The following is a 21,066-nucleotide window of genomic DNA, read 5'->3' as shown; positions in this document are numbered from 1 at the left end:
CTCCCCGGATATGGTAGCGCTATCATTACGACGCGCTTTTTTGGTTCGGGGTCGGGCTTAGAAGACAGGGTCGTCCACAATCAATAGCTTGGCTGGTACGTATCGCGAATACATGCGTATGTGTTGCAAAAGTGTCGCCGTCGGTGTCCGCGGGGACCGGAGCGGCGCAGGAAACGGAACGGGGTTTCAGCAGATGGAATGCGCCTGGCTCAATTCGGACATACGGAACGCTACCGCTCGGCGGGACCGCGACGCATGAGCGACGACCGGATTCGCCGGATCGTCATCGTCGGCGGGGGGACGGCGGGGTGGATGGCCGCCGCGACCTTCGCGAGGCTGCTGACCACCGACTATTGCCAGATCACGCTGGTCGAATCGGACGCGATCGGCACGGTCGGGGTGGGGGAGGCGACCATCCCGCAAATGGCGACGTTCAACCGGATGCTGGGCATCGACGAAGCCGAGTTCCTGCGCGAGACGCAGGGCAGTTTCAAACTGGGCATCGAGTTCGTCGACTGGACCCGCATCGGCCATAGCTATTTCCACCCCTTCGGCAGCTACGGCATCAACATGAACGGCATCTCGTTCCATGCCTATTGGTTGCGGCTGCATGGCATAGGCGAGGCGCCGACGATCGAGCCATGGTCGCTCCAGGCGATGGCGAGCGCAAAGGGCAAGTTCATGCGCCCGATCGATGCCGGCAATTCGCCGCTGAGCGACATCGCCTATGCCTATCATTTCGATGCGGCGCTCTATGCCCGTTATCTGCGGCGCTATGCCGAGGCGCGCGGGGTCGTGCGACACGAAGGGCGGATCGAGCGGGTCGACCTGCGCCCCGAGGACGGCTTCGTCGAGGCGGTGATGCTGGCGGACGGTCGCCGGATCGCAGGCGACCTGTTCATCGACTGTTCGGGCTTTCGCGGCCTGCTGATCGACCAGACGCTGGGGGCGAAGTTCGTCGACTGGTCGCACTGGCTGCCCTGCGACCGGGCAGTGGCGGTGCCGTGCGCGGGTGCCGAGGCGATGGCGTCGTTCACCCGCTCGACCGCGCGGCGTGCCGGGTGGCAATGGCGCATTCCGCTCCAGCACCGCATCGGCAACGGCCATGTGTTCAGCAGCGCGCATATGAGTGACGACGAGGCGGCGGCGATCCTGCTCGACAATCTCGACGGCGAACCGCTCGCCGAACCGCGCTTCGTGCCGTTCCGCGCCGGCCATCGCGACCGCATGTGGATCCGGAACTGCGTCGCGATCGGGCTGTCGTCGGGGTTCCTCGAACCGCTCGAATCGACCAGCATCTGGCTGATCCAGTCGGGACTGTCGCGGCTGATGGCCATGTTTCCCGACCGCCATTTCCGTGCAGCGGAGATCGAGCGGTACAACCGCATCCTGTCGACCGAATATGCCGAGATCCGCGACTTCATCATCCTGCATTACCATGCGACCGAGCGCGACGATTCAGATTTCTGGCGCCACTGTCGGACGATGGAGGTGCCTGAACGACTGGCCGAAAAGATGCGAGTGTTCCGCACCCATGGCCGCACCTTCCGCGAGAATGAGGAACTGTTCAACGATACCAGTTGGTTCGCCGTGATGAACGGGCAGGGGATGCGGCCGGCGGGCTATGATCCGATCGCCGAAACGCTGTCGCTCGACGAAACCCGGGCGCGGCTGGCGCATATCCGCGACGCAATCCAGGCATCGGCGGACTATATGCCGGCACATCGCGAATTCCTCCGCAGCTATTGCGCGGCGGGCGACCGGTAAGCCCCCTCCCCGATCAGGAGAGGGGGAGAGAGAAGTTACCGGACCGTCAGCGTGGTCGCCTTCAACGACGTCGAACTGTTGCCCGCGCTGATCGTGAACGTGCCCGGTTCGACGACGCGGTGCATCTCGACGTTCCAGAAGGCGAGATCGGCAGGCTTCAGGTCGAACGTCACCGTCCGCTTCTCGCCCGGCTGCAGCGTCACGCGTTGGAAATGCTTGAGTTCGAGCACCGGCCGGGTGACCGTCGCCTCGTCGTCGCGGACATAGAGCTGGACGACCTCGTCGCCCGCACGGCGGCCGGTATTGGCGACGTCCACCGACACCCGCACCGTCTCGTCGCGGCCGATCGTCGCCTTGGCCAGACGCGGCGCGCCGACGTCGAAGCTGGTATAGGACAGGCCGTAGCCGAACGGATAGAGCGGGGCGGTGCTGTCGAACAGATAGCCGCGCCGCGACGTCGGCTTGTGGTTGTAGAAGATCGGCAACTGCCCCTCGCTGCGCGGGACCGATACCGGCAGCTTGCCACCGGGATTGGCACGGCCGAGCACGATATCGGCGACGGCGTTGCCGGTTTCCTGCCCCAGATACCAGCCTTCGACGATCGCCGGCGCGTTCGCCTCCAGATAGGTCGCGGCAAGCGGACCGCCGTTCAGCAGGACCACGACCACCGGCTTGCCGGTCGCGAACAGGCGGCGGGCCAGTTCGTTCTGCTCGCCGATCAGGTCGAGCTTCTGCCGGTCGCCCAGATGCTGGTCAGCCCATGCCTCGCGGCTCAATTGTTCGTTCTGGCCGAGCACCAGCAGGATCGTGTCGGCCGATGCCGCCTTGCGTACCGCTTCCTCGATCAGCGGGGCGTTTTCGGCGGGTGGGACCAGATCGACCTTGTCGCCGGCCCATTGCCGGCTGCGGGTCAGGCGCACGCCCTCGGCATAATCGACCGAGAAGCGGCCCTGCGCGGCCTGCTGCATGCCCTCCAGGACACTCACGACATGCTTGGGCACGTCCGAATAGCCACCGATCGGGGTGTCGCGGGCATGGGTGCCGACGACCAGCATCTTGCCGACCTTGGCCGGATCGAGCGGGAGCAGGTTGTTCTGGTTCTTGAGCAGCACCATCGAGCGGACGGCGGCTTCGCGGGCGAGCGCGATCGCGTCGGGGGTCGCGGTCTTCGCCTCGGCGGTGCGGGCATCGGCATAGGGGTTTTCGAACAGCCCCATCTGGAACTTCATGGTCAGGATGCGGCGGACGGCATTGTCGACCTGTTCCGGCGACACCTGTCCCGACTTGACCATGGCGGCCAGCGTCGACCAGCCATCGGCATCGGGCAGTTCCATGTCGACCCCGGCGTCGAGCGCGCGGCGGCCGGCGGCGGCCATGTCGGTGCCGTACATCTTGTGGCGGGTGTTCAGTTCCTTGATCGCGAAATAGTCGCTGACCACCGACCCCTTATAGCCCCATTCGCGGCGCAGCACGTCGTCGAGCAGCCATTTGTTCGCATGGCTGGGGATGCCGTCGATCTCGTTGTACGACGCCATCACCGCCTGCACTGGCAGTTCCTTCACCGCGCGTTCGAACGGCGGGAAGAAATTCTCGCGCAGCGTGCGTTCGGAGATGTTGGCCGGGCCGACATTGGTGCCGTTTTCGGGCTGGCCATGGCCGGTCATGTGCTTCAGCGTGACCATGACCTTGGTCGGCGCCAGCGGCAGGGTCGTCCCCTGGAACCCGCGAATCGCGGCAAGTCCCATCTCGCCGACCAGATGCGGGTCCTCGCCATAGGTTTCCTCGATCCGGCCCCAGCGCGGGTCGCGGGCAACGTCGACGACCGGAGCGAGCGCGAGGTTGGCACCGCGCGCCCGCATCTCTCGCGCCGCCACACCGAACACGCGCTCGACCAGCGCCGGGTCCCACGACGACGCGAGCGCAATCGACTGCGGAAAGCTGGTGGCGCCGCGCGCGACATAGCCGTGCAGCGCTTCCTCATGCATGATGAGCGGGATGCCGAGCCGGGTCTGTTCGACCGCCCAACGCTGTGCGGCGTTGATATAGTCGGCGGTTTCCTGCGCGGTGCGGTTGACGGCATCGGCGGTGACGCCCGCTGCATTGTTGCCGGCAGTGACGCCGCGCTTGTCCGACGGGCGGGTGATCTGGCCGAGGCCGTTGGGGAAGGCGCGCGCGGCCTTCGCTGCCGAGAAATTGCCCTTGGCGTCCTGAACGTCGCGCTTCTTTTCCCAGATGCCGATCATCTGCGCGACCTTTTCCTCCAGCGTCATGCGGCGCAGCAGGTCCTCGACGCGCGCCGCGACCGGCTGCGACGCGTCCTTGTAGACCACACGTTCGGTAGCAGCCGGACGGGAAGGACGGGTCTGCGCGATCAGGGTGCCGGTCGCGGCGGTCGCCAGCAGACAGGCAAGCGCAAGGCGAACGGGCTTGGGCGTCAGGGTCACATTCTCTCTCCCGGGACAATCGGCATCCGGTTCGCCCGCCGCCGCTATTTGGTAGCGCTATCAGCTATCTTTCCCGATCGGACCCGTCAACCGATCGCACGATTTGCATTCGTCCGTTCCGCGCCATAAGCATTGGGACAAGGGAGCGGTTTTCATCCATGGAAAAGCCAAGTCGTCGCAGCGGTGGCAGCATTACCGTGCAGGACGTCGCGCGTTCGGCGGGCGTGTCGGCGATGACGGTCTCGCGCGTCGTCAATGGCGGGGCGAATGTTCGCCAGTCGACACGCGAGGCGGTGTTGGCGGCGATCGAGCAGCTCAACTATTGGCCCAACACTGCCGCCCGCAGTCTGGCGGCGGGGGAGGCGGCACAGATCGGGCTGCTCTATGCCAATCCCTCGCTCGCCTATCTGTCGAACTTTCTGATCGGCGCGCTGGAGGGCGCGCGCAAGGTCGGTTGCCACCTCGTCCTCGAACCGTGCGAAGGCGACAGCGCCGAGGAACAGGCCGAGGGCGCGCGGCGCTTCGCATCGACGGCGGTACAGGGCGTGATCCTGCCGCCGCCGTTGTCGGATTCGGTGCCGGTCCGCGACGAACTCGACGCCGCGGGCACGCCTTCCGTCGCGGTCGCGGTCGGGGTGGCGCAACCGGGACGCGCATCGGTGCGGATCGACGATTGCGCCGCGGCGCAGGCGATGACCCAGCATCTCATCGACCTTGGCCATCGTCGGATCGGTTTCGTGCGCGGTGACCCGAACAACGGGTCCAGCGCCGAGCGCTGGCGCGGCTTCGTCGCCGCGATCGAGGCGGCGGGATTCGATCTCGCCGACATGCCGGTCGAACAGGGCTATTTCACCTTCCGTTCGGGGATCGATGCCGGCGAGAAGCTGATCGACCGCGACGATCGCCCGACTGCGATCTTCGCCAGCAACGATGACATGGCCGCCGCGGCGATCAGCGTCGCGCACCGCCGCGGGCTGCACGTGCCCGAGGATCTGAGCATCGTCGGCTTCGACGATACCTCGCTCGCGACCACCACCTGGCCCGAGATCACGACGATCCGCCAGCCGATCGCGGCGATGGCCGAGGCGGCGGTCGAGATGCTGCTGGCCGAGATCCGCGATCGCCGCATGGGACAGGACGGCGCTGGCGAGGACCGCGTGCTCGACCACGAACTGATCGTGCGCGAATCGTCGGGGCCGGCGCCGGTGGCGGCGAAGCGTCCGGGAATGGCACGGCGGCGGCCGGCGGCGTAAAAGGCACCGCGGTTGCGTCGCGACCGCTTGCATTTGTCGTAATAATTCGCCACCGTTACCGCTAACACGCCGTTTCGAACGGTGGTGAACATGGAGTGGATGGGGATGGTAGAGGCGACGGGGGAGCGCGTGAATATCGCGCTCGTCATCGCGATCGTGGCAGTGGCGACGATCGGGGGGCTGTTGTTCGGATATGACAGCGGGGCGGTAAACGGCACGCAGGAAGGGTTGAAGACCGCGTTTGGCCTGAGCGAGGCCGGGCTCGGCTTTACGGTCGGATCGCTGTTGATCGGCTGTTTCGTCGGTGCGTTCCTCGCTGGCAAGCTGGCCGACGCGATGGGTCGCCGCAAGGTGATGATGCTCGCCGCCGTGCTGTTCCTGGTCGGCGCGATCATTCAGGGTTTCAGCCACGTCCAGGCGCTGTTCGTCATCGCCCGCTTCATGGGCGGCATGGCGGTCGGTGCGGCATCGGTGCTCTCGCCCGCCTATATCTCGGAGGTCGCACCGGCGAACATCCGCGGGCGGATGACGACCGTGCAGCAGATCATGATCATCACCGGTCTGACCGTCGCGTTCGTCGTGAACTATTATCTGGCCGCCGCGGCTGGTAGCTCGACCGCCATCTGGTGGGGCGGTTACGAGGCATGGCGCTGGATGTACTGGATGCAGGCGATTCCCGCCGCCGTCTTCCTCGTCGCGCTCCTCTTCATCCCGGAAAGCCCGCGCTATCTGGTGCAGAAGGGCCGGCTGGACGAAGCGCGCATCGTGCTGACCCGCCTGTTCGGGCCGGCCGCCGCTGCCGTGAAGATCCGCGATATCGAGGCATCGTTCAGCAAGGATCACAAGCCCGCGCTGCGCGACATCATGGACCCGGTGAAGGGCGGCATCCGCCCGATCGTGTGGGCCGGCCTCGTGCTGGCGGTGTTCCAGCAGCTCGTCGGGATCAACGTGATCTTCTATTACGGCGCGACGCTGTGGCAGGCCGCGGGCTTCTCCGAAGCGGAAGCGTTGCAGCAGAACATCTTCTCGGGCGCGATCTCGATCGTCGCCTGTTTCCTGACGGTCGGGCTGGTCGACAAGATCGGGCGCAAGCCGCTCCTGTTGATCGGTTCGGCGGGCATGGCGCTAACGCTGTTCGTCATGGTCTATGCCTTCTCGACTGGTACGGTGCAGGGTGCGACGCTGCTCCTGCCGGGCAATATGGGTCAGGTCGCTGTCGGCGCCGCGCTCGCCTATTCGGCATTCTTCAACATCAGCTGGGGCCCGGTCATGTGGGTCATGCTGGGCGAAATGTTCCCGAACCAGATGCGCGGTTCCGCGCTGGCGGTCTGCGGCTTTGCCCAGTGGTTCGCCAACTATGTCGTGACGCAGAGCTTCCCGGTAATGCTCGGCACTATCGGTTTGGCCGCCAGCTACAGCTTCTATGCGGTCTGCGCCGCGATCAGCTTCTTCCTCGTCCAGAAATTCATCCATGAAACCAAGGGCAAGGAACTGGAGGACATGCAGGGCTGAGAATCTGCGTTACGTGTAACCTTCGCCACCTTCGGCCCCGCGCGTTGCGGGGCCCTTCGACCGAGTAGGCATGATGACCCGTACCCCCGCCCGTCCGTTCCGATCGCGCGAATGGTTCGCCGCGCCCGGCCGTCTCGACATGGCCGCGCTCTATCTCGAACGGTTCATGAACTACGGCATCACGCCGAAGGAACTGACCAGCGGGCGGCCGATCATCGGCATCGCCCAGTCGGGATCGGACCTGACGCCGTGCAACCGCATCCACCTCGAAACGGTCAAGCGGGTCAAGGCCGGGATCGAGGCGGCGGGCGGGATTCCGATGGAATTCCCGACGCATCCGATCTTCGAGAATTGCCGTCGCCCGACCGCGGCGATCGATCGCAACCTCGCCTATCTCGGGCTGGTCGAAATCCTGAACGGCTATCCGATCGATGCGGTGGTACTGACCACCGGATGCGACAAGACGACGCCCTCGGCGATCATGGCGGCGTCGACGGTCGATATTCCTGCGATCGTCCTGTCGGGCGGGCCGATGCTCGATGGCTGGCATGACGGCGATCTGGTCGGGTCGGGCACGGTCATCTGGCGCTCGCGCCGCAAGCTGGCGGCGGGCGAGATCACCGAGGAAGAGTTCCTCGAAGCCGCGACCGCCTCGGCCCCCTCGGCGGGCCATTGCAACACCATGGGCACCGCATCGACGATGAACGCCATCGCCGAAGGGCTCGGCATGTCGCTGCCCGGCTGTGCGGCGATCCCGGCGCCGTACCGCGAACGCGGGCAGATCGCCTATGAGACGGGCAAGCGTATCGTCGAAATGGCCTATGACGATCTGCGCCCGTCCAAGATCCTGACGCGCCAGTCGTTCCTGAACGCGATCGCGCTCATCACCGCGATCGGCGGGTCGTCGAACGCGCATCCGCACCTCCATGCCATGGCGCGCCATGCCTATATCGAACTGAAGCCGTCCGATTGGATGGACTATGGCTATGACCTGCCGCTGCTGGTCGACGTACAGCCCGCCGGGCGCTTCCTCGGCGAGCGCTTCCACCGCGCCGGCGGCGTACCGGCGGTGCTGAGTGAACTGATCGCAGTGGGGAAGGTCGACGGCAATGTCGCGACCGTGACCGGCCGGACGCTGGGCGAGAATGTCGCCAACCGCGTCGCCACCGATCGCGAGGTCATCCGCCCCTATGATCAGCCGCTCAAGGAACAGGCCGGCTTCCTCGTCCTGTCGGGCAATCTGTTCGACGTGGCGATCATGAAGACCAGCGTGATCGGTCCCGATTTCCGCGCGCGCTATCTGTCGCAGCCGAGCAACGAAGGCTGTTTCGAAGGGCGGGCGATCGTGTTCGACGGATCGGACGATTATCATCACCGCATCGACGATCCGGCGCTGGATATCGACGAGAATTGCATCCTCGTCATCCGCGGTGCGGGCGTGATCGGCTGGCCCGGATCGGCCGAGGTCACCAACATGCAGCCGCCCGCAGACCTGCTCCAGCGGGGGATCCAGAGCCTGCCGACGATCGGCGACGGTCGGCAGTCGGGAACGTCGGACAGCCCCTCGATCCTCAACGCCTCGCCCGAAAGCGCGGTCGGCGGCGGCCTCGCATGGTTGCGGACCGGCGACACGATCCGCATCGACCTGAACCACGGTCGCTGCGACATGCTGGTGAGCGACGACGAAATCGCCCGCCGCAAGGGCGAGGGCATTCCGCCGGTACCGGCCAGCCAGACGCCGTGGGAGGAAATCTACCGCGAAAAGGTCGGCCAGCTCGGCGAAGGCGGCGTGCTCGACCTTGCGCTCAAATATCGCCGGACGTCGGAAACGACGCCGCGCCACAATCACTGAGGAAACGGACATGAAGAGCGAACATGCCGCGCGGATGCTGCCGGCCGATCATGACACGGCGCTGCTGGTCGGGCGGATGCAACTGGCCGATGGCCCGACGCCGGTGGTGGTGAAGGGTGGCAAGGTCATCGACGTGTCCGCGCATGCCGCGACCGTCGCCGACCTGCTGGAGCGCAGCGATATCGTGTCGCTCGACGGTCCGGTGGTGTGCGACACGGCGGCGCTTGCCGATCCGACGGGCGAGCATCCGCCGATCCTGTCGCCGATCGACCTGCAATGCGTGAAGGCGGCGGGCGTGACCTTCGCCGTGTCCGCACTGGAGCGGGTGATCGAGGAACGCGCACGCGGCGATGCCGATGCGGCGCAGGGCATTCGCGGCGACCTCGAAGCGCGCATCGGCGGCGGCATCCGCTCGGTAAAGCCGGGTTCGAAGGAAGCGGCCGAACTGAAGGCCGCGCTGATCGAAGCCGGCATGTGGTCGCAATATCTGGAGGTCGCGATCGGCCCCGATGCGGAGGTGTTCACCAAGGCGCCTGTGCTTTCGACCGTCGGCTGGGGCGCGGATGTCGGCATCCGCTCGGACTCGTCGTGGAACAACCCCGAGCCGGAGATCGTCGTCGTCGCGACCAGCGACGGCAAGGTCGTCGGCGCGACGCTCGGCAACGACGTCAACCTGCGCGATTTCGAAGGGCGCTCGGCGCTGCTGCTCGGCAAGGCGAAGGACAATAACGCCTCGACCGGGATCGGCCCGTTCATCCGCCTGTTCGACGGCGATTTTACCATGGACACGGTACGCGATGCGGTGGTTGACCTGCGTATCGACGGCCCCGAAGGCTATGTCCTGACCGGTACCAGTACGATGCGCGAAATCAGCCGTGACCCGGAAGATCTCGTGCGGCAGGCGCTGTCCGAGCATCAATATCCCGATGGTTTCGTCCTGTTCCTCGGCACGCTGTTCGCGCCGGTGCAGGATCGCGACGAGCCGGGTCGCGGCTTCACCCACAAGCCCGGCGACGTGGTGCGTATCTCTACCCCGTCGCTCGGCGAACTGGCGAACACCGTCACCACCTCCAAGGCTGCCGACCCCTGGGCGTTCGGCATCCGCGACCTGATGCGCAACCTCGCGCGCCGCGGCCTGATCGCCGCCTGACACCTCTTTGCTGGATATCTTCCATGTCGCCTGACGATTTCGCCTATCCCATCGCGCCCGAAGCCCGCGCCTCCTATCCGTCACTCGCCGGCAAGCGCGTGCTCATCACCGGCGGCGGGTCGGGGATCGGCGCGGGTGTGGTCGAGGGGTTCGTGCGGCAGGGCGCGCACGTCACCTTCTTCGACATTGCCGAGGCGGATTCGCTCAAGCTCATCGAGGAACTGGCGGGCGTCGGCCCGACCCCGTCGTTCCAGCGCGTCGACCTGACCGATATCGCCGCGCTCAAGGCCGCGATCGAACAGGCGATTGCCGAGGGTGGCGAATTTGACGTGCTGGTCAACAATGCCGCCAGCGATGATCGTCATTCGATCGAGCAGGTCGACGAAGCCTATTGGGACAACCGGATGGGCGTGAACCTGCGCCACCTGTTCTTCGCGGCGCAGGCGGTGATCCCGGGCATGAAGGCCAAGGGCAAGGGCGTGATCGTCAACATGGGGTCGATCAGCTGGCACCTCGCGCTGGAGGAACTGACCTTGTATCAGACCGCCAAGGCGGCGATCGAAGGGCTGACCCGCAGCTTCGCGCGTGAACTGGGCGGCGACGGCATCCGTTCGGTCTGCGTCATTCCGGGCAATGTCCGCACGCCCCGCCAGCTGAAATGGTACACGCCCGAGGGCGAGGCCGAGATCGTGAAGGCGCAGTGCCTGAACGGGCGGCTGGTCGCCGGCGACATCGCCGCGATGATCCTGTTCCTTGCCTCCGACGATGCGCGGCTGGTAACCGGGCACAGCTTCTTCGTGGATGCAGGGTGGCGATAGGATGACGAAGGTACAGAAGTCCGAACCGGTCAGCGTCTGGGACCTGTCGGCACCGTTGCTGGAGGGGCCCAACTGGGTCGACCGCGACAACGCGCTGTGGTTCGTCTGTATCAAGACGCCGCGCATTCACCGCTACGACCCGGCGAGCGGCGAGCGGCGCAGCTGGGCCGCGCCCGGCCAGTGCGGTTTCGTGTTGCCCTCGGCCGATGGCAAGTTCATCGCCGGGCTGCAAACCGGGTTGCACCGCTTCGACCCGACGACCGGCGCGTTCACGCTGCTAGTCGATCCGGAACCCAATCTGCCCGGCAACCGGCTGAACGACGCGACCGTCGCGCCCAATGGCCAGCTGTGGTTCGGGACGATGGACGATGGCGAGCGCGCGGCGACCGGCGCGATCTATCGCCTTGCCGCCGATGGCTCGGCCATCGCGTCGAGCCCGCAGGTTGCGATCACCAACGGACCGGCGGTCAGCCCCGATGGCAGGACGCTGTACCATGTCGATACGCTGGGCGGGCATATCTATGCCTGCACCATCGCCGCCGACGGATCGCTGACCGACCGGCGGCTGTTCGTGACGATCCCGAATGCCGAAGGCTTTCCCGATGGCCCGGCAGTCGATGCCGACGGTTGCGTGTGGATCAGCCTTTACGCCGGCTGGGGCATCCGCCGCTATTCGCCCAAGGGCGAGTTGCTGGAGACGATCAAGATGCCGGTCGATGCGATCACCAAGATCGCGTTCGGCGGTCCCGATCGCAAGACAGTGTTCGCGACCACCGCGAACAAGCATCACGATGCCGATCAGGCTGCGGCGCAACCGCTGGCGGGCAATCTGTTCCGGTTCGAGGTCGACGTGCCGGGCGTGGCCGGACCGGAAGTGTCGATCGGCATCTGATCGGGTCAGGCGGTCCGCAGCCGTTGCCAGTTGCCGATATGCGCCATTGCGAGCGCGAGGCTGCCGGCGACGGTCAGCGCGGTCTCCGCGCCGGGCACGCTGTTGAACGCCAACCCTGCCGCCAGTCCAGCCAGTCCCAGCGCGCCGAGCAGCATCGGCACGATCCGGCCATGCGCCCGCCATCCGCCAACCAGCGCCAGCGCGCTGACCGGGATCGCGGTCAGCAACAGCAGCAGATGCAGCCATTCCGACGACGGCAGACCGATGCTCGCCAATGCTGGCAGCAGCGCGAACAGGATCGGCAGGCCGATGCAATGGATCAGGCAGAGCAGCGACGCGCCGATCGCCGCGCCGTCGAGAAGGGTCGCACGTTGCATGGCCGCGCAGATGTGACTTTATATCATCTGGCGCAAGGGGTTCAGCTCGATTTTCGGACGACCAGTTCGGGCGCAAGCAGCACCGGCGCGGTTTCCTGTCCGCCGACCCGGCGGATCAGCATGTCGACCAGCAACTCCCCCGCCTGCGCATAATCCTGGCGGATGGTGGTGAGCGGCGGCTGCGCGAGCGAGGCGGCGGGAATGTCGTCGAACCCGACCAACGCGACGTCGTCGGGCACGCTCCGCCCCGCCTCGGCCAGCGCCCGCACCGCGCCCAGTGCGATCATGTCCGACGCGGCAAAGATCGCGTCGAACGCGATGCCGCGCGCGATCAGGCGACAGGCGGCGTCATAGCCCGATGCCTCGCTCGACAGCGCATCGACTTGCAATCCCGGATCGACCGGCAGTCCGGCCTTGTGCAACGCAGCCACCAGCCCGCGATATCGGTCGCGCGATTCGGGATATTGACTCGACGCATCGCCGAGGAACGCGATCCGCCCACGCCCGCGTTCGATCAGATGCTGCCCGGCATCATGCCCGCCCGCGAAATTGTCGCAGCCGATGACCGTGCCCGGATGCGCGGGATCGGGCGAACCCCAGCGGACGAAATGCGTCCCCTGCGCCACCAGCTGGTCGAGCCGCCGCGAATAGGCGTCGAAATCGCCATAGCCGAGCAGGATCAGCCCATCGGCCTTGCGGCTGTCCTCGTAATCGACATGCCAGTCGGCCGAGAGCTGCTGGAACGAGGTCAGCAGGTCATAGCCGCGCGCGCCGCAGGTATGCAGGATCGACCCCAGCATCGACAGAAAGAACGGGTTGATCCGGGAGCCATCGGGCGCCGGGTCCTCGAAGAACAGCAGCGCCAGCGTGGAAGTGCTGCCGCGCCGCAGCGCCGAGGCGTTCTTGTCGACCTTGTAATTCAGTTGCGCGGCGATCGCCTCGATCCGCAGGCGCGTGGCGGCGCTGACCGTCCGGTCACCGCGCAGCGCCCGGCTGACGGTTGGTTGCGATACGCCGGCCAGCGCCGCGATATCGAAGGAGGTCGGCTTGTCGCCCGCCGCCATGCCTGGGTCCTTTATGGCCGCTGCGAGCCTGTTCCGTATCAACGAACGGCCGGTGTAGCGCCCGGCATCGGTCACCGGCAAGCACCCACTGAATACGTATGCTGTTCGCTTCTCATGCGGCCCGTGTCGTTTCAATAGGAGGGTACGGACGAACCGGGCGAAAGAACCGGGGAATCAATCATTTCTGGGGAGGTTTGGGAAATGCGGTATTCATCGCAGGCGCGGTCGTGCGCCCGGCTGGCGCGCGGTGCCAGCATCACGGCATTGATCGCGGCCGGTGCGTTGGCAGGAGCCGGCAGCGCGTTCGCACAGACGGCGACGACCACCCCGGAGCCGACCACGGCCCAGACCGACGGCACCGACCCGACCGATCCCACCGCGAACGAAGACGTCGATATCGTCGTCACCGGCTTTCGCGCCAGCCTCGAAAACGCCGTCGCCGAAAAGAAGAACCGCGATCAGGTCGTCGAATCGATCAGCGCTGAGGATATCGGCAAGCTGCCCGACGCCTCGATCGCCGAGTCGATCGCGCGCCTGCCGGGTCTGACGTCGCAGCGCGTGTCGGGTCGGTCGAACTCGATCTCGATCCGCGGTTTCGCGCCCGATTTCTCGACCACGCTGCTCAACGGCCGCGAACAGACCTCGACCGGCGACAACCGCGCCGTCGAATATGATCAGTATCCGGCCGAGATCATGAGCCAGGTCGTCGTGTACAAGACCGGCCAGGCGAATCTGATCGGACAGGGTCTGTCCGGCACCGTCGACCTGCGCACCGTCCGTCCGCTCGAATATGGCCGTCGCACGATCGCGCTCGGCGCGCGCGGCACCTATGCCGATCTCGGCAAGCTGAATGCCGGGTCGCGCGACAAAGGGTACCGCGTCAGCGGAACCTATATCGACCAGTTCGCCGATGACCGGATCGGCATCGCACTGTCGGCCAACTATCTCGACGAACCCTATCAGATTCAGGAATTCAACGCCTGGGGCTATGCCGGCTTCAACGGGCAGGGGGTGATCGGCGGATCGAAATCCTATGTCACCTCGACCCGGCTCAAGCGGCTCGGCCTGTCGGGGACGCTGCAGTACAAGCCGGTCGATAACCTGACGGTGACGGTCGACGGCTTCTATTCGGACTTCAACGACGATCAGCTGAAGCGCGGTATCGAACTGCCGCTCGGCTATGGACAGGCGTTCAACGACCCGACCCAGCCGCAGGGCGTCAAGCTGACCGGCACGACCGTGAACAGCGACGGTTTCATCACGTCGGGCACGTTCGGCAATGTCGAAGGCGTCGTTCGCAACGACGCGTTCGAGCGCAAGGCGAAGCTCTACGCCTTCGGCTACAACATGGCGTGGCGCGGCGACGATGGCTGGAACGCGACGCTCGACGCTAGCTATTCGCGCACCGACCGTGAGGAGATCATTCTCGAAAGCTATGCCGGTACCGGCTACGGCCAGAATGTCGGCGCGAAGGACACCATCGCTTTCACCAGCGGCAAAACGGGTACGCGCTTCAGCCCGACGCTCAACTATTCCGACCCGAACCTGATCCTGCTGACCGATCCGCTCGGCTGGGGCGGATCGAACCTGCAGGCCGGTTACTATAACGACCGCAAGGTGCAGGACCGCATCGCACAGTATCGCTTCGAGGTCGAAAAGGAGCTGGATGGCTTCTTCGGCGCGGTGAAGGCGGGGCTGAACTATACCGATCGCGACAAGTCGCTCGATCCGGTCGAGGCGCTCCTTGCGCTGAGCGGCGGGCTGCGCTCGCTGCGCATTCCCGACCAACATGTGCAGGAGCCGACCAGTCTCGATTATCTGGGTCTCGGTCCGATGCTCAGCTACGATCCGCGCGACCTGTTGGCAGGTGGCGTCTATCAGTTGAACCCGAATACCAGCCTCGACGTGCCGGCCAAGGCGTTCCGCATCGCCGAGGACCTGATGACCATGTACGTCCAGGCGGACATCAACCAGGACATCGGCGCATCGGTTCTGACCGGCAATGTCGGCGTACAGGCGGTTGCGACCGAACAGAAGTCGTCGGGTCTGGTCGCGGCAAACGGGACGCTGGTCCCGACGATCCGTGGTGCCGATTACTGGGATTTGCTGCCGAGCCTCAACCTGTCGCTGCGTATGCCGGGCGACTGGGTGATCCGCGCCGGTGCTGCGCGGCAGGTACAGCGTCCGCGCCTCGACGATATGCGCGTGTCGCAGGGCTATGGCTATAATCCGCAGGAACAGATCATCACCGGCGGCGGCGGCAACCCGTTCCTCCGTCCGATCCGATCGAACTCGTTCGATCTGACCGTCGAGAAATATTTTGGACGCGCCGGCTACATTGCGGCACAGGGCTTCTACAAGGACCTGAAGTCGTTTGTGTATAATCAGACGATCCCGTTCGACTTCGGCGGTTTCCCAACGCCCACGGGCACCCCGGCGGGCACGCCGACGCTCGGTCGATCGGACGTGCCGATCAACGGCGAGGGCGGAAGCATCTACGGTGTCGAACTGGCGTCGACGCTGCCGCTCAACACCTTTGTGTCGTTCCTCGATGGTTTTGGCGTGACCGGCGGCGGATCATGGACCAAGACCCAAATCAAGCCGACCCCGACCTCCCCTGCGGAAGACATTCCGGGCTATTCGAAATGGGTCATCAACGGCACCGCCTATTTCGAGAAATGGGGCTTCAGCGCGCGCGGCTCCGCCCGGTACCGGTCGAGCTTCATCGGCGAACTGTCCGGTTTCGGTGGCAATCGCCAGCGTCGCCGTGCGCTGGACGAGACGATCATCGACGCGCAGGTCGGCTATGAATTTCCGAAGGGCACGACGCTCGAAGGATTGTCGCTCTTCGTGCAGGGGCAGAACCTGACCGACGAACGCTTCGCGACCGTCGATCCGGCGTACGACCTCGCGGTAATCGATTATCAGAGCTATGGCCGGCGCTTCCTTGCCGGGGCATCGTTCCGGTTCTGAAGCCACATGCCCGCCCGTCCCATGTCGGACGGGCGGCGGTGACGGGAGGCGTTGATGGCGATCGATCAGAACCCGGTCCGCAGCGTCGCTATCGTCGGCGGCGGTTCTGCTGGCTGGATGGCCGCTGCGGCGCTGGCCCGGTTCCTGCCGGCAGACACGCGGATCACGCTCATCGAGTCCGACGCGATCGGGACGGTCGGCGTGGGCGAGGCGACGATCCCACAACTGCGCCTGTTCAACCAGCATCTGGGCATCGACGAGGATGATTTCGTCGCGCGCACCGGCGGCAGCTTCAAGCTCGGCATCGAATTCGTCGGGTGGAACAGGGCGGACAGCCGCTATCTCCACGCGTTCGGCACGATCGGCCGGTCGCTGGGGCTGGTGGCGTTCCAGCATTACTGGCTGGCGGCGGGCGGCGGCGACGCGCCGGCCTCGCTCTGGACGCACAGCGCCTGCGCCGGGGCGGCGGCGGCGAACCGATTCGATCGCGATCCGGGCAATCCGCAGGCGCCATCGGGCATTGCCTGGGCCTATCATTTCGACGCGGCGCGTTACGCCGCCTATCTGCGCGAACGCGCCGAGGCCGGTGGCGTCGAGCGGGTCGAGGGGCGGGTGGTCGCGATCGATCTGGACGATGCCGGCATTGCCGGAGTGACGCTCGACGATGGTCGAGCGATCGCTGCCGATTTCTTCATCGATTGTTCGGGGTTCGCCGCGCTGTTGATCGGGCGGATGCCGGGCGATCGCTGGGACGACTGGTCGTCGTTACTCCCCTGCGACCGGGCGCTGGCGGTGCCCTGCACGGCGACACAACCGATTACGCCCTATACCCGCGCTACCGCGAGGAGCGTGGGGTGGCAGTGGCGTATCCCGTTGCAGGCGCGGACCGGCAACGGGTTGGTCTATGCCAGTACGCATATGTCCGATGACGAGGCGATGGCGACCTTGCTCGGCAACCTCGACGGGGCGGCCTTGGCCGATCCCAGGCTATTGCGCTTCACCACCGGGCGTCGCCACGCGCCCTGGATCGGAAATTGCGTGGCGCTGGGACTGGCTGCCGGGTTTCTCGAGCCGCTGGAGTCGACGTCGATCCACCTGGTGCAGTCGGGGATCGCCCGGCTGCTGTCGCTATGGCCGGTATCGCGACCGCGTCCGGCCGATATCGCCGAGTTCAACCGCCAGTCCGAACGCGAATGGCTCGGCGTGCGCGACTTCCTGATCGCACATTATGTATTGAACGGTCGCGACGAGCCTTTTTGGCAGGAACGGCGCGCTACGCCGCTCCCCGACAGCCTCGCCGAGCGTATCGCGCTGTTCCGCGAATCGGGCCGCATTGTCCGCGACGAGCATGAATTGTTCGGCGAGGTCGCGTGGCTGCAATTGCTGGTAGGGCAGGGGGTGCGGGCGGAAGGCTATCACCCGCTTGCCGACGCGTTGCCCACCGACCGCCTCCACCAGTTTCTCGACATGCATTCTAAACATGTTGCCGCCACGGTCGCGCGGATGCCGACCCATGACCAGTTCCTGCGCGCCCATTGTCCGGCGCCCGATGCAAAGGTTGCCGCGTGATCCGATCCCTGCTTCTGGCCCTCACCCTCGGCACAAGCGCATTGCCTGCCGCCGCGCAGGATTTCCGATCCCGCGCGCCTGAAGACGAAGTGATCTATTTCGTCCTGCCCGACCGGTTCGAGAATGGCGACCGGTCGAACGATCGCGGCGGGTTGAGCGGCGACCGCATGGTCCATGGCTATGATCCGACCGCCAAGGGCTTTTACCATGGCGGCGACCTGAGGGGGCTGACCGCGCGGCTGCCCTATATCCAGTCGCTCGGCGCCACCGCGATCTGGGTTGGCCCGATCTTCAAGAACAAGCCAGTGCAGGGCGGCCCTGGCCAGGAGTCGGCCGGCTATCATGGCTATTGGGTGACCGACTTTACCCAGGTCGATCCGCATCTCGGCACTAATGCCGATTTCAAGGCTTTGGTCGATGCGGCGCATGCGCGGGGAATGAAGGTCTATATGGACATCATCGCCAACCACACCGCCGACGTCATCCAGTATCGCGAATGCGCCGGCCAGAGTAGCTGCGTCTATCGCAGTCGCGCGGACTATCCCTATGCCGCCAAGGGCAAGAACCGGGGCTTCGCTGGTGATGGCGTGCAGACGGCGGAGAATTTCGCGAAGCTGACCGACCCGTCCTTCGCCTACACGCCCTATGTGCCGGCGCCCGAAAAGGCGCTGAAGGTGCCGGCGTGGCTCAACGATCCGATCTATTATCATAACCGCGGCAATACGACCTTCACCAACGAAAGCTCGCAGATGGGCGATTTCGTCGGCTTGGACGATCTGATGACCGAAAATCCGCGCGTGGTCGCGGGGATGATCGACATCTTCGGCGGCTGGATCGACCGGTTCGGTATCGACGGCTATCGCATCGACACCGCCCGCCATGTGAACCCCGCATTCTGGGCGGCGTTCGTGCCGGCGATGCGCGAACGGGCCAGGGCGAAGGGCATTCCGAATTTCCACATCTTCGGCGAAGTAGCACTATCGTCGCTCGACGCGGGCGGCCTTGCGGCATGGACGAAGACCGGCAAGTTTCCCGCCGTGCTCGACTTTGCGTTCCGCGAGGGCGTAGTGCAGACGCTGGCGGGCAAGCGGGGCACCGACGCCTTCGAAACCGTGTTCGACGGCGACGTGCTCTATGCCGGGGGCGAGGCGATGGCGCGGCAACTGCCGACCTTTACCGGCAATCACGACAATGGCCGCTTCGCCTTCTATCTCCGGCAGGCGCGACCCGAAGCGAGCGATGCCGAAACCCTGTCGCGCGTGATGCTGTCCAACGCCATGCTGCTGACGCTGCGCGGTGTTCCGACCATCTATTCGGGCGATGAACAGGGATTTGCTGGCGACGGCAACGATCAGGACGCGCGCGAGGATATGTTCGCGTCGCAGGTCGCGTCGTACAATGACAACAAGCTGGTCGGCACCAACGCCACCACCGCGACCGCCAACTTTACGCCGACGCATCCGCTCTATCGCCAAATTGCCGAACTGGCGAAGCTGCGCACGAGCACCCCGGCGCTGACCCGCGGGCGGCAGGTGCTCCGCGCTCGGGAGGAAACACCCGGCCTGCTCGCCATCTCGCGCTTCGATCCGACCAGCAACGCCGAAGTCCTGCTGCTATTCAACACCTCGACCGCGCCAATCACGCGCAACGTACAGGTCGAAACCGCCTCGACCGGCTTCCGTGCGCTCGCCGGACGCTGCGGCAGCGTGACCGCGCCAGGTGCGATCCGTGTCGACCTTCCCGCCCTTGGCTATGCGGTATGCGCCGCGGAGACCCGCTGATGACCGAGACTGCGAATACGCGCCGCTGGTGGCACGGCGCGACGATCTACCAAATCTACCCGCGCAGCTTCGCCGACAGCAATGGCGACGGAATCGGCGATTTGCCCGGCATCACCGCGCATCTCGATCATGTCGCGTCGCTCGGCGTCGATGCCATCTGGCTGTCGCCCTTCTTCACGTCGCCGATGAAGGATTTCGGCTATGACGTTGCAAATTATTGCGATGTCGACCCGATCTTCGGCACGCTCGCCGACTTCGACGCGCTGATTGCGAAGGCACATGCGCTGAACCTGAAGATCATCATCGATCAGGTCTGGTCGCATACCAGTGACGAACATCCATGGTTCGTCGAAAGTCGGTCGAGCCGCACCAATCCGAAGGCCGACTGGTATGTCTGGGCCGATGCCAAGCCCGACGGGTCGCCGCCGAGCAACTGGCAGTCGGTGTTCGGCGGGCCGGCCTGGACGTGGGACGCTCGGCGCGGGCAATATTATCTGCACAATTTCCTGAAGGAACAGCCGCAACTCCACGGTCATAATGCGGAACTGCAGGAAGCGTTGCTCGACACCGCGCGCTTCTGGCTCGACCGTGGCGTCGACGGGTTCCGGCTCGATGCGATCAATTTCGCGATGCACGACCCGGAACTGCGCGACAATCCGCCGATGCCAAGCAACGGCAAGACGCGCACCCGCCCGTTCGATTTTCAGCGCAAGCTGTATAATCAAAGCCATCCCGATATTCCCGGATTCCTCGAACGCGTACGGCTGCTGCTCGACGGCTATGATGGCGACCGCTTCACTGTTGCCGAAATCGGCGGCGACGAGGCGACGCGCGAGATGAAGCTGTTCTGCGGCGGCGGCAACCGGCTGAACACCGCCTATGGCTTCGACTTTCTCTACGCGCCCGAATTGTCGCCCCGCATCCTGCGCGACGCGCTGGAACCATGGGACGAAGCATCGCCCTGGCCCAGCTGGGCGTTCGAGAACCATGACGCGCCGCGTGCCGTCTCGCGCTGGCTGCCCGAAGGCGCCGATCCCGCCGCGTTCGGCCGGGTAAAGATGTTGCTCCTCGCATGTCTGCGCGGCAACATCTTCCTCTACAATGGCGAGGAACTAGGCCTGCCGCAGGTCGAGATCGCGTTCGAGGATCTGCAGGACCCCGAAGCGATCGCCAACTGGCCGTTGACCCTGTCGCGCGACGGTGCACGCACGCCCATGCCATGGGTCGCCGACGCCGAGAATCTTGGCTTCGGGTCAGTCAAGCCATGGCTGCCGGCGGGTGAGGCTCACCGCCCGCTGGCGGTCGACCGGCAGGAGGGCGACCCGCAGTCGCTGCTGCACTTCACCCGCAACGCGCTGACGCTGCGCAATGCCCATTTGGCGTTGCGATCGGGCAGCATGACGATCGTCGAGGCATCGGACGCGATCCTCACTTTCGAACGCAAACTGGACGGGCAGCGACTGCTCTGCGTGTTCAACCTGTCGAATGCGCCGGCTGATTTTGTCGCGGGTGACGGCTGGCGGTCGATCGAAACCATCGGCGATGTCGACGGCGACCGCTTCGGCGCGTTCGCGGCGCGCGTCGCTATCCGCGACGAAGTCGGCTGAGGTTGTA

The 21,066-nt window shown here is 65.5% G+C and carries 14 protein-coding genes; 11 read left to right on the top strand and 3 right to left on the bottom strand.

All coding sequences use genetic code 11. The annotated features are described in order from the left end of the window. The first annotated feature begins 255 nt into the window (after positions 1–255). On the top strand, positions 256–1,767 hold the full coding sequence (locus tag ACTHQV_RS06800; protein ID WP_440489091.1) for a tryptophan halogenase family protein: 1,512 nt from the start codon (positions 256–258) through the stop codon (positions 1,765–1,767). Positions 1,768–1,802: 35 nt separating this feature from the next. On the opposite strand, the gene ACTHQV_RS06795 is transcribed toward ACTHQV_RS06800, so the two are convergent. Next, complete coding sequence (locus ACTHQV_RS06795; protein WP_440489090.1) at positions 1,803–4,211, bottom strand: glycoside hydrolase family 3 N-terminal domain-containing protein; 2,409 nt, start codon at positions 4,209–4,211, stop codon at positions 1,803–1,805. A gap of 158 nt (positions 4,212–4,369) precedes the next feature. Here ACTHQV_RS06795 and ACTHQV_RS06790 point away from each other — a divergent pair, with 158 nt between their 5' ends. The 6 genes from ACTHQV_RS06790 (at position 4,370) to ACTHQV_RS06765 (ending at position 11,688) form a co-directional block, all read left to right on the top strand. Continuing rightward, positions 4,370–5,464: a LacI family DNA-binding transcriptional regulator gene (locus ACTHQV_RS06790; RefSeq protein WP_440489088.1), complete on the top strand. Its 1,095-nt coding sequence runs from the start codon at positions 4,370–4,372 to the stop codon at positions 5,462–5,464. 105 nt (positions 5,465–5,569) lie between these two features. Beyond that, the gene (locus tag ACTHQV_RS06785) at positions 5,570–6,976 is read left to right on the top strand and encodes a sugar porter family MFS transporter (protein WP_440489086.1); all 1,407 of its coding nucleotides are present in this window, start codon (positions 5,570–5,572) and stop codon (positions 6,974–6,976) included. A 70-nt stretch (positions 6,977–7,046) separates the two neighbouring features. Then, the gene (locus ACTHQV_RS06780; protein ID WP_440489083.1) at positions 7,047–8,828 is read left to right on the top strand and encodes an IlvD/Edd family dehydratase; all 1,782 of its coding nucleotides are present in this window, start codon (positions 7,047–7,049) and stop codon (positions 8,826–8,828) included. A 10-nt stretch (positions 8,829–8,838) separates the two neighbouring features. Next, positions 8,839–9,978 (top strand): fumarylacetoacetate hydrolase family protein, encoded by a 1,140-nt coding sequence (locus tag ACTHQV_RS06775; protein ID WP_440489082.1) that lies wholly within the window; start codon positions 8,839–8,841, stop codon positions 9,976–9,978. A gap of 23 nt (positions 9,979–10,001) precedes the next feature. Continuing rightward, the gene (locus ACTHQV_RS06770) at positions 10,002–10,796 is read left to right on the top strand and encodes an SDR family NAD(P)-dependent oxidoreductase (RefSeq protein ID WP_242115608.1); all 795 of its coding nucleotides are present in this window, start codon (positions 10,002–10,004) and stop codon (positions 10,794–10,796) included. Between the two features lies 1 nt (position 10,797). Further along, positions 10,798–11,688 (top strand): SMP-30/gluconolactonase/LRE family protein, encoded by an 891-nt coding sequence (locus ACTHQV_RS06765; RefSeq protein ID WP_440489081.1) that lies wholly within the window; start codon positions 10,798–10,800, stop codon positions 11,686–11,688. Positions 11,689–11,693: 5 nt separating this feature from the next. Here ACTHQV_RS06765 and ACTHQV_RS06760 read toward each other — a convergent pair whose 3' ends face one another. Together ACTHQV_RS06760 and ACTHQV_RS06755 are read right to left on the bottom strand one after the other, a co-directional pair. Further along, on the bottom strand, positions 11,694–12,065 hold the full coding sequence (locus ACTHQV_RS06760) for a MerC domain-containing protein (protein WP_440489080.1): 372 nt from the start codon (positions 12,063–12,065) through the stop codon (positions 11,694–11,696). A 41-nt stretch (positions 12,066–12,106) separates the two neighbouring features. Continuing rightward, positions 12,107–13,129 (bottom strand): LacI family DNA-binding transcriptional regulator, encoded by a 1,023-nt coding sequence (locus ACTHQV_RS06755; protein WP_440489078.1) that lies wholly within the window; start codon positions 13,127–13,129, stop codon positions 12,107–12,109. A 201-nt stretch (positions 13,130–13,330) separates the two neighbouring features. Between ACTHQV_RS06755 and ACTHQV_RS06750 the strand changes: the two genes are divergently transcribed. Genes ACTHQV_RS06750 through ACTHQV_RS06735 form a run of 4 tightly spaced genes read left to right on the top strand, consistent with a single transcriptional unit; the run spans position 13,331 to position 21,059 of the window. After that, positions 13,331–16,102, top strand: coding sequence for a TonB-dependent receptor (locus ACTHQV_RS06750; protein WP_440489077.1), 2,772 nt, complete (start codon positions 13,331–13,333; stop codon positions 16,100–16,102). 54 nt (positions 16,103–16,156) lie between these two features. Beyond that, the gene (locus ACTHQV_RS06745) at positions 16,157–17,671 is read left to right on the top strand and encodes a tryptophan halogenase family protein (protein ID WP_440489075.1); all 1,515 of its coding nucleotides are present in this window, start codon (positions 16,157–16,159) and stop codon (positions 17,669–17,671) included. Further along, on the top strand, positions 17,668–19,452 hold the full coding sequence (locus tag ACTHQV_RS06740) for an alpha-amylase family glycosyl hydrolase (protein WP_440489073.1): 1,785 nt from the start codon (positions 17,668–17,670) through the stop codon (positions 19,450–19,452). Before ACTHQV_RS06745 ends, ACTHQV_RS06740 begins: the two co-directional genes overlap by 4 nt. Next, complete coding sequence (locus tag ACTHQV_RS06735) at positions 19,452–21,059, top strand: alpha-glucosidase (RefSeq protein ID WP_440489072.1); 1,608 nt, start codon at positions 19,452–19,454, stop codon at positions 21,057–21,059. The genes ACTHQV_RS06740 and ACTHQV_RS06735 overlap by 1 nt, the downstream gene beginning before the upstream one ends. The last annotated feature ends 7 nt before the right edge of the window (positions 21,060–21,066 follow it).

Source organism: Sphingomonas sp. SAFR-052 (genome assembly GCF_051965015.1).
Classification (GTDB): Bacteria; Pseudomonadota; Alphaproteobacteria; order Sphingomonadales; family Sphingomonadaceae; genus Sphingomonas.
This window is presented reverse-complemented; position numbering and strand designations above follow the sequence as displayed.

Excerpts from the sequence above, each read along its gene's own strand:
- ACTHQV_RS06800 (WP_440489091.1), top strand. The coding sequence starts at position 256 with ATGAGCGACGACCGGATTCGCCGGATCGTCATCGTCGGCGGGGGGACG.
- ACTHQV_RS06790 (WP_440489088.1), top strand. The coding sequence starts at position 4,370 with ATGGAAAAGCCAAGTCGTCGCAGCGGTGGCAGCATTACCGTGCAGGAC.
- ACTHQV_RS06785 (WP_440489086.1), top strand. The coding sequence starts at position 5,570 with ATGGTAGAGGCGACGGGGGAGCGCGTGAATATCGCGCTCGTCATCGCG.
- ACTHQV_RS06780 (WP_440489083.1), top strand. The coding sequence starts at position 7,047 with ATGATGACCCGTACCCCCGCCCGTCCGTTCCGATCGCGCGAATGGTTC.
- ACTHQV_RS06775 (WP_440489082.1), top strand. The coding sequence starts at position 8,839 with ATGAAGAGCGAACATGCCGCGCGGATGCTGCCGGCCGATCATGACACG.
- ACTHQV_RS06770 (WP_242115608.1), top strand. The coding sequence starts at position 10,002 with ATGTCGCCTGACGATTTCGCCTATCCCATCGCGCCCGAAGCCCGCGCC.
- ACTHQV_RS06765 (WP_440489081.1), top strand. The coding sequence starts at position 10,798 with ATGACGAAGGTACAGAAGTCCGAACCGGTCAGCGTCTGGGACCTGTCG.
- ACTHQV_RS06760 (WP_440489080.1), bottom strand. The coding sequence starts at position 12,065 with ATGCAACGTGCGACCCTTCTCGACGGCGCGGCGATCGGCGCGTCGCTG.
- ACTHQV_RS06755 (WP_440489078.1), bottom strand. The coding sequence starts at position 13,129 with ATGGCGGCGGGCGACAAGCCGACCTCCTTCGATATCGCGGCGCTGGCC.
- ACTHQV_RS06750 (WP_440489077.1), top strand. The coding sequence starts at position 13,331 with ATGCGGTATTCATCGCAGGCGCGGTCGTGCGCCCGGCTGGCGCGCGGT.
- ACTHQV_RS06745 (WP_440489075.1), top strand. The coding sequence starts at position 16,157 with ATGGCGATCGATCAGAACCCGGTCCGCAGCGTCGCTATCGTCGGCGGC.
- ACTHQV_RS06735 (WP_440489072.1), top strand. The coding sequence starts at position 19,452 with ATGACCGAGACTGCGAATACGCGCCGCTGGTGGCACGGCGCGACGATC.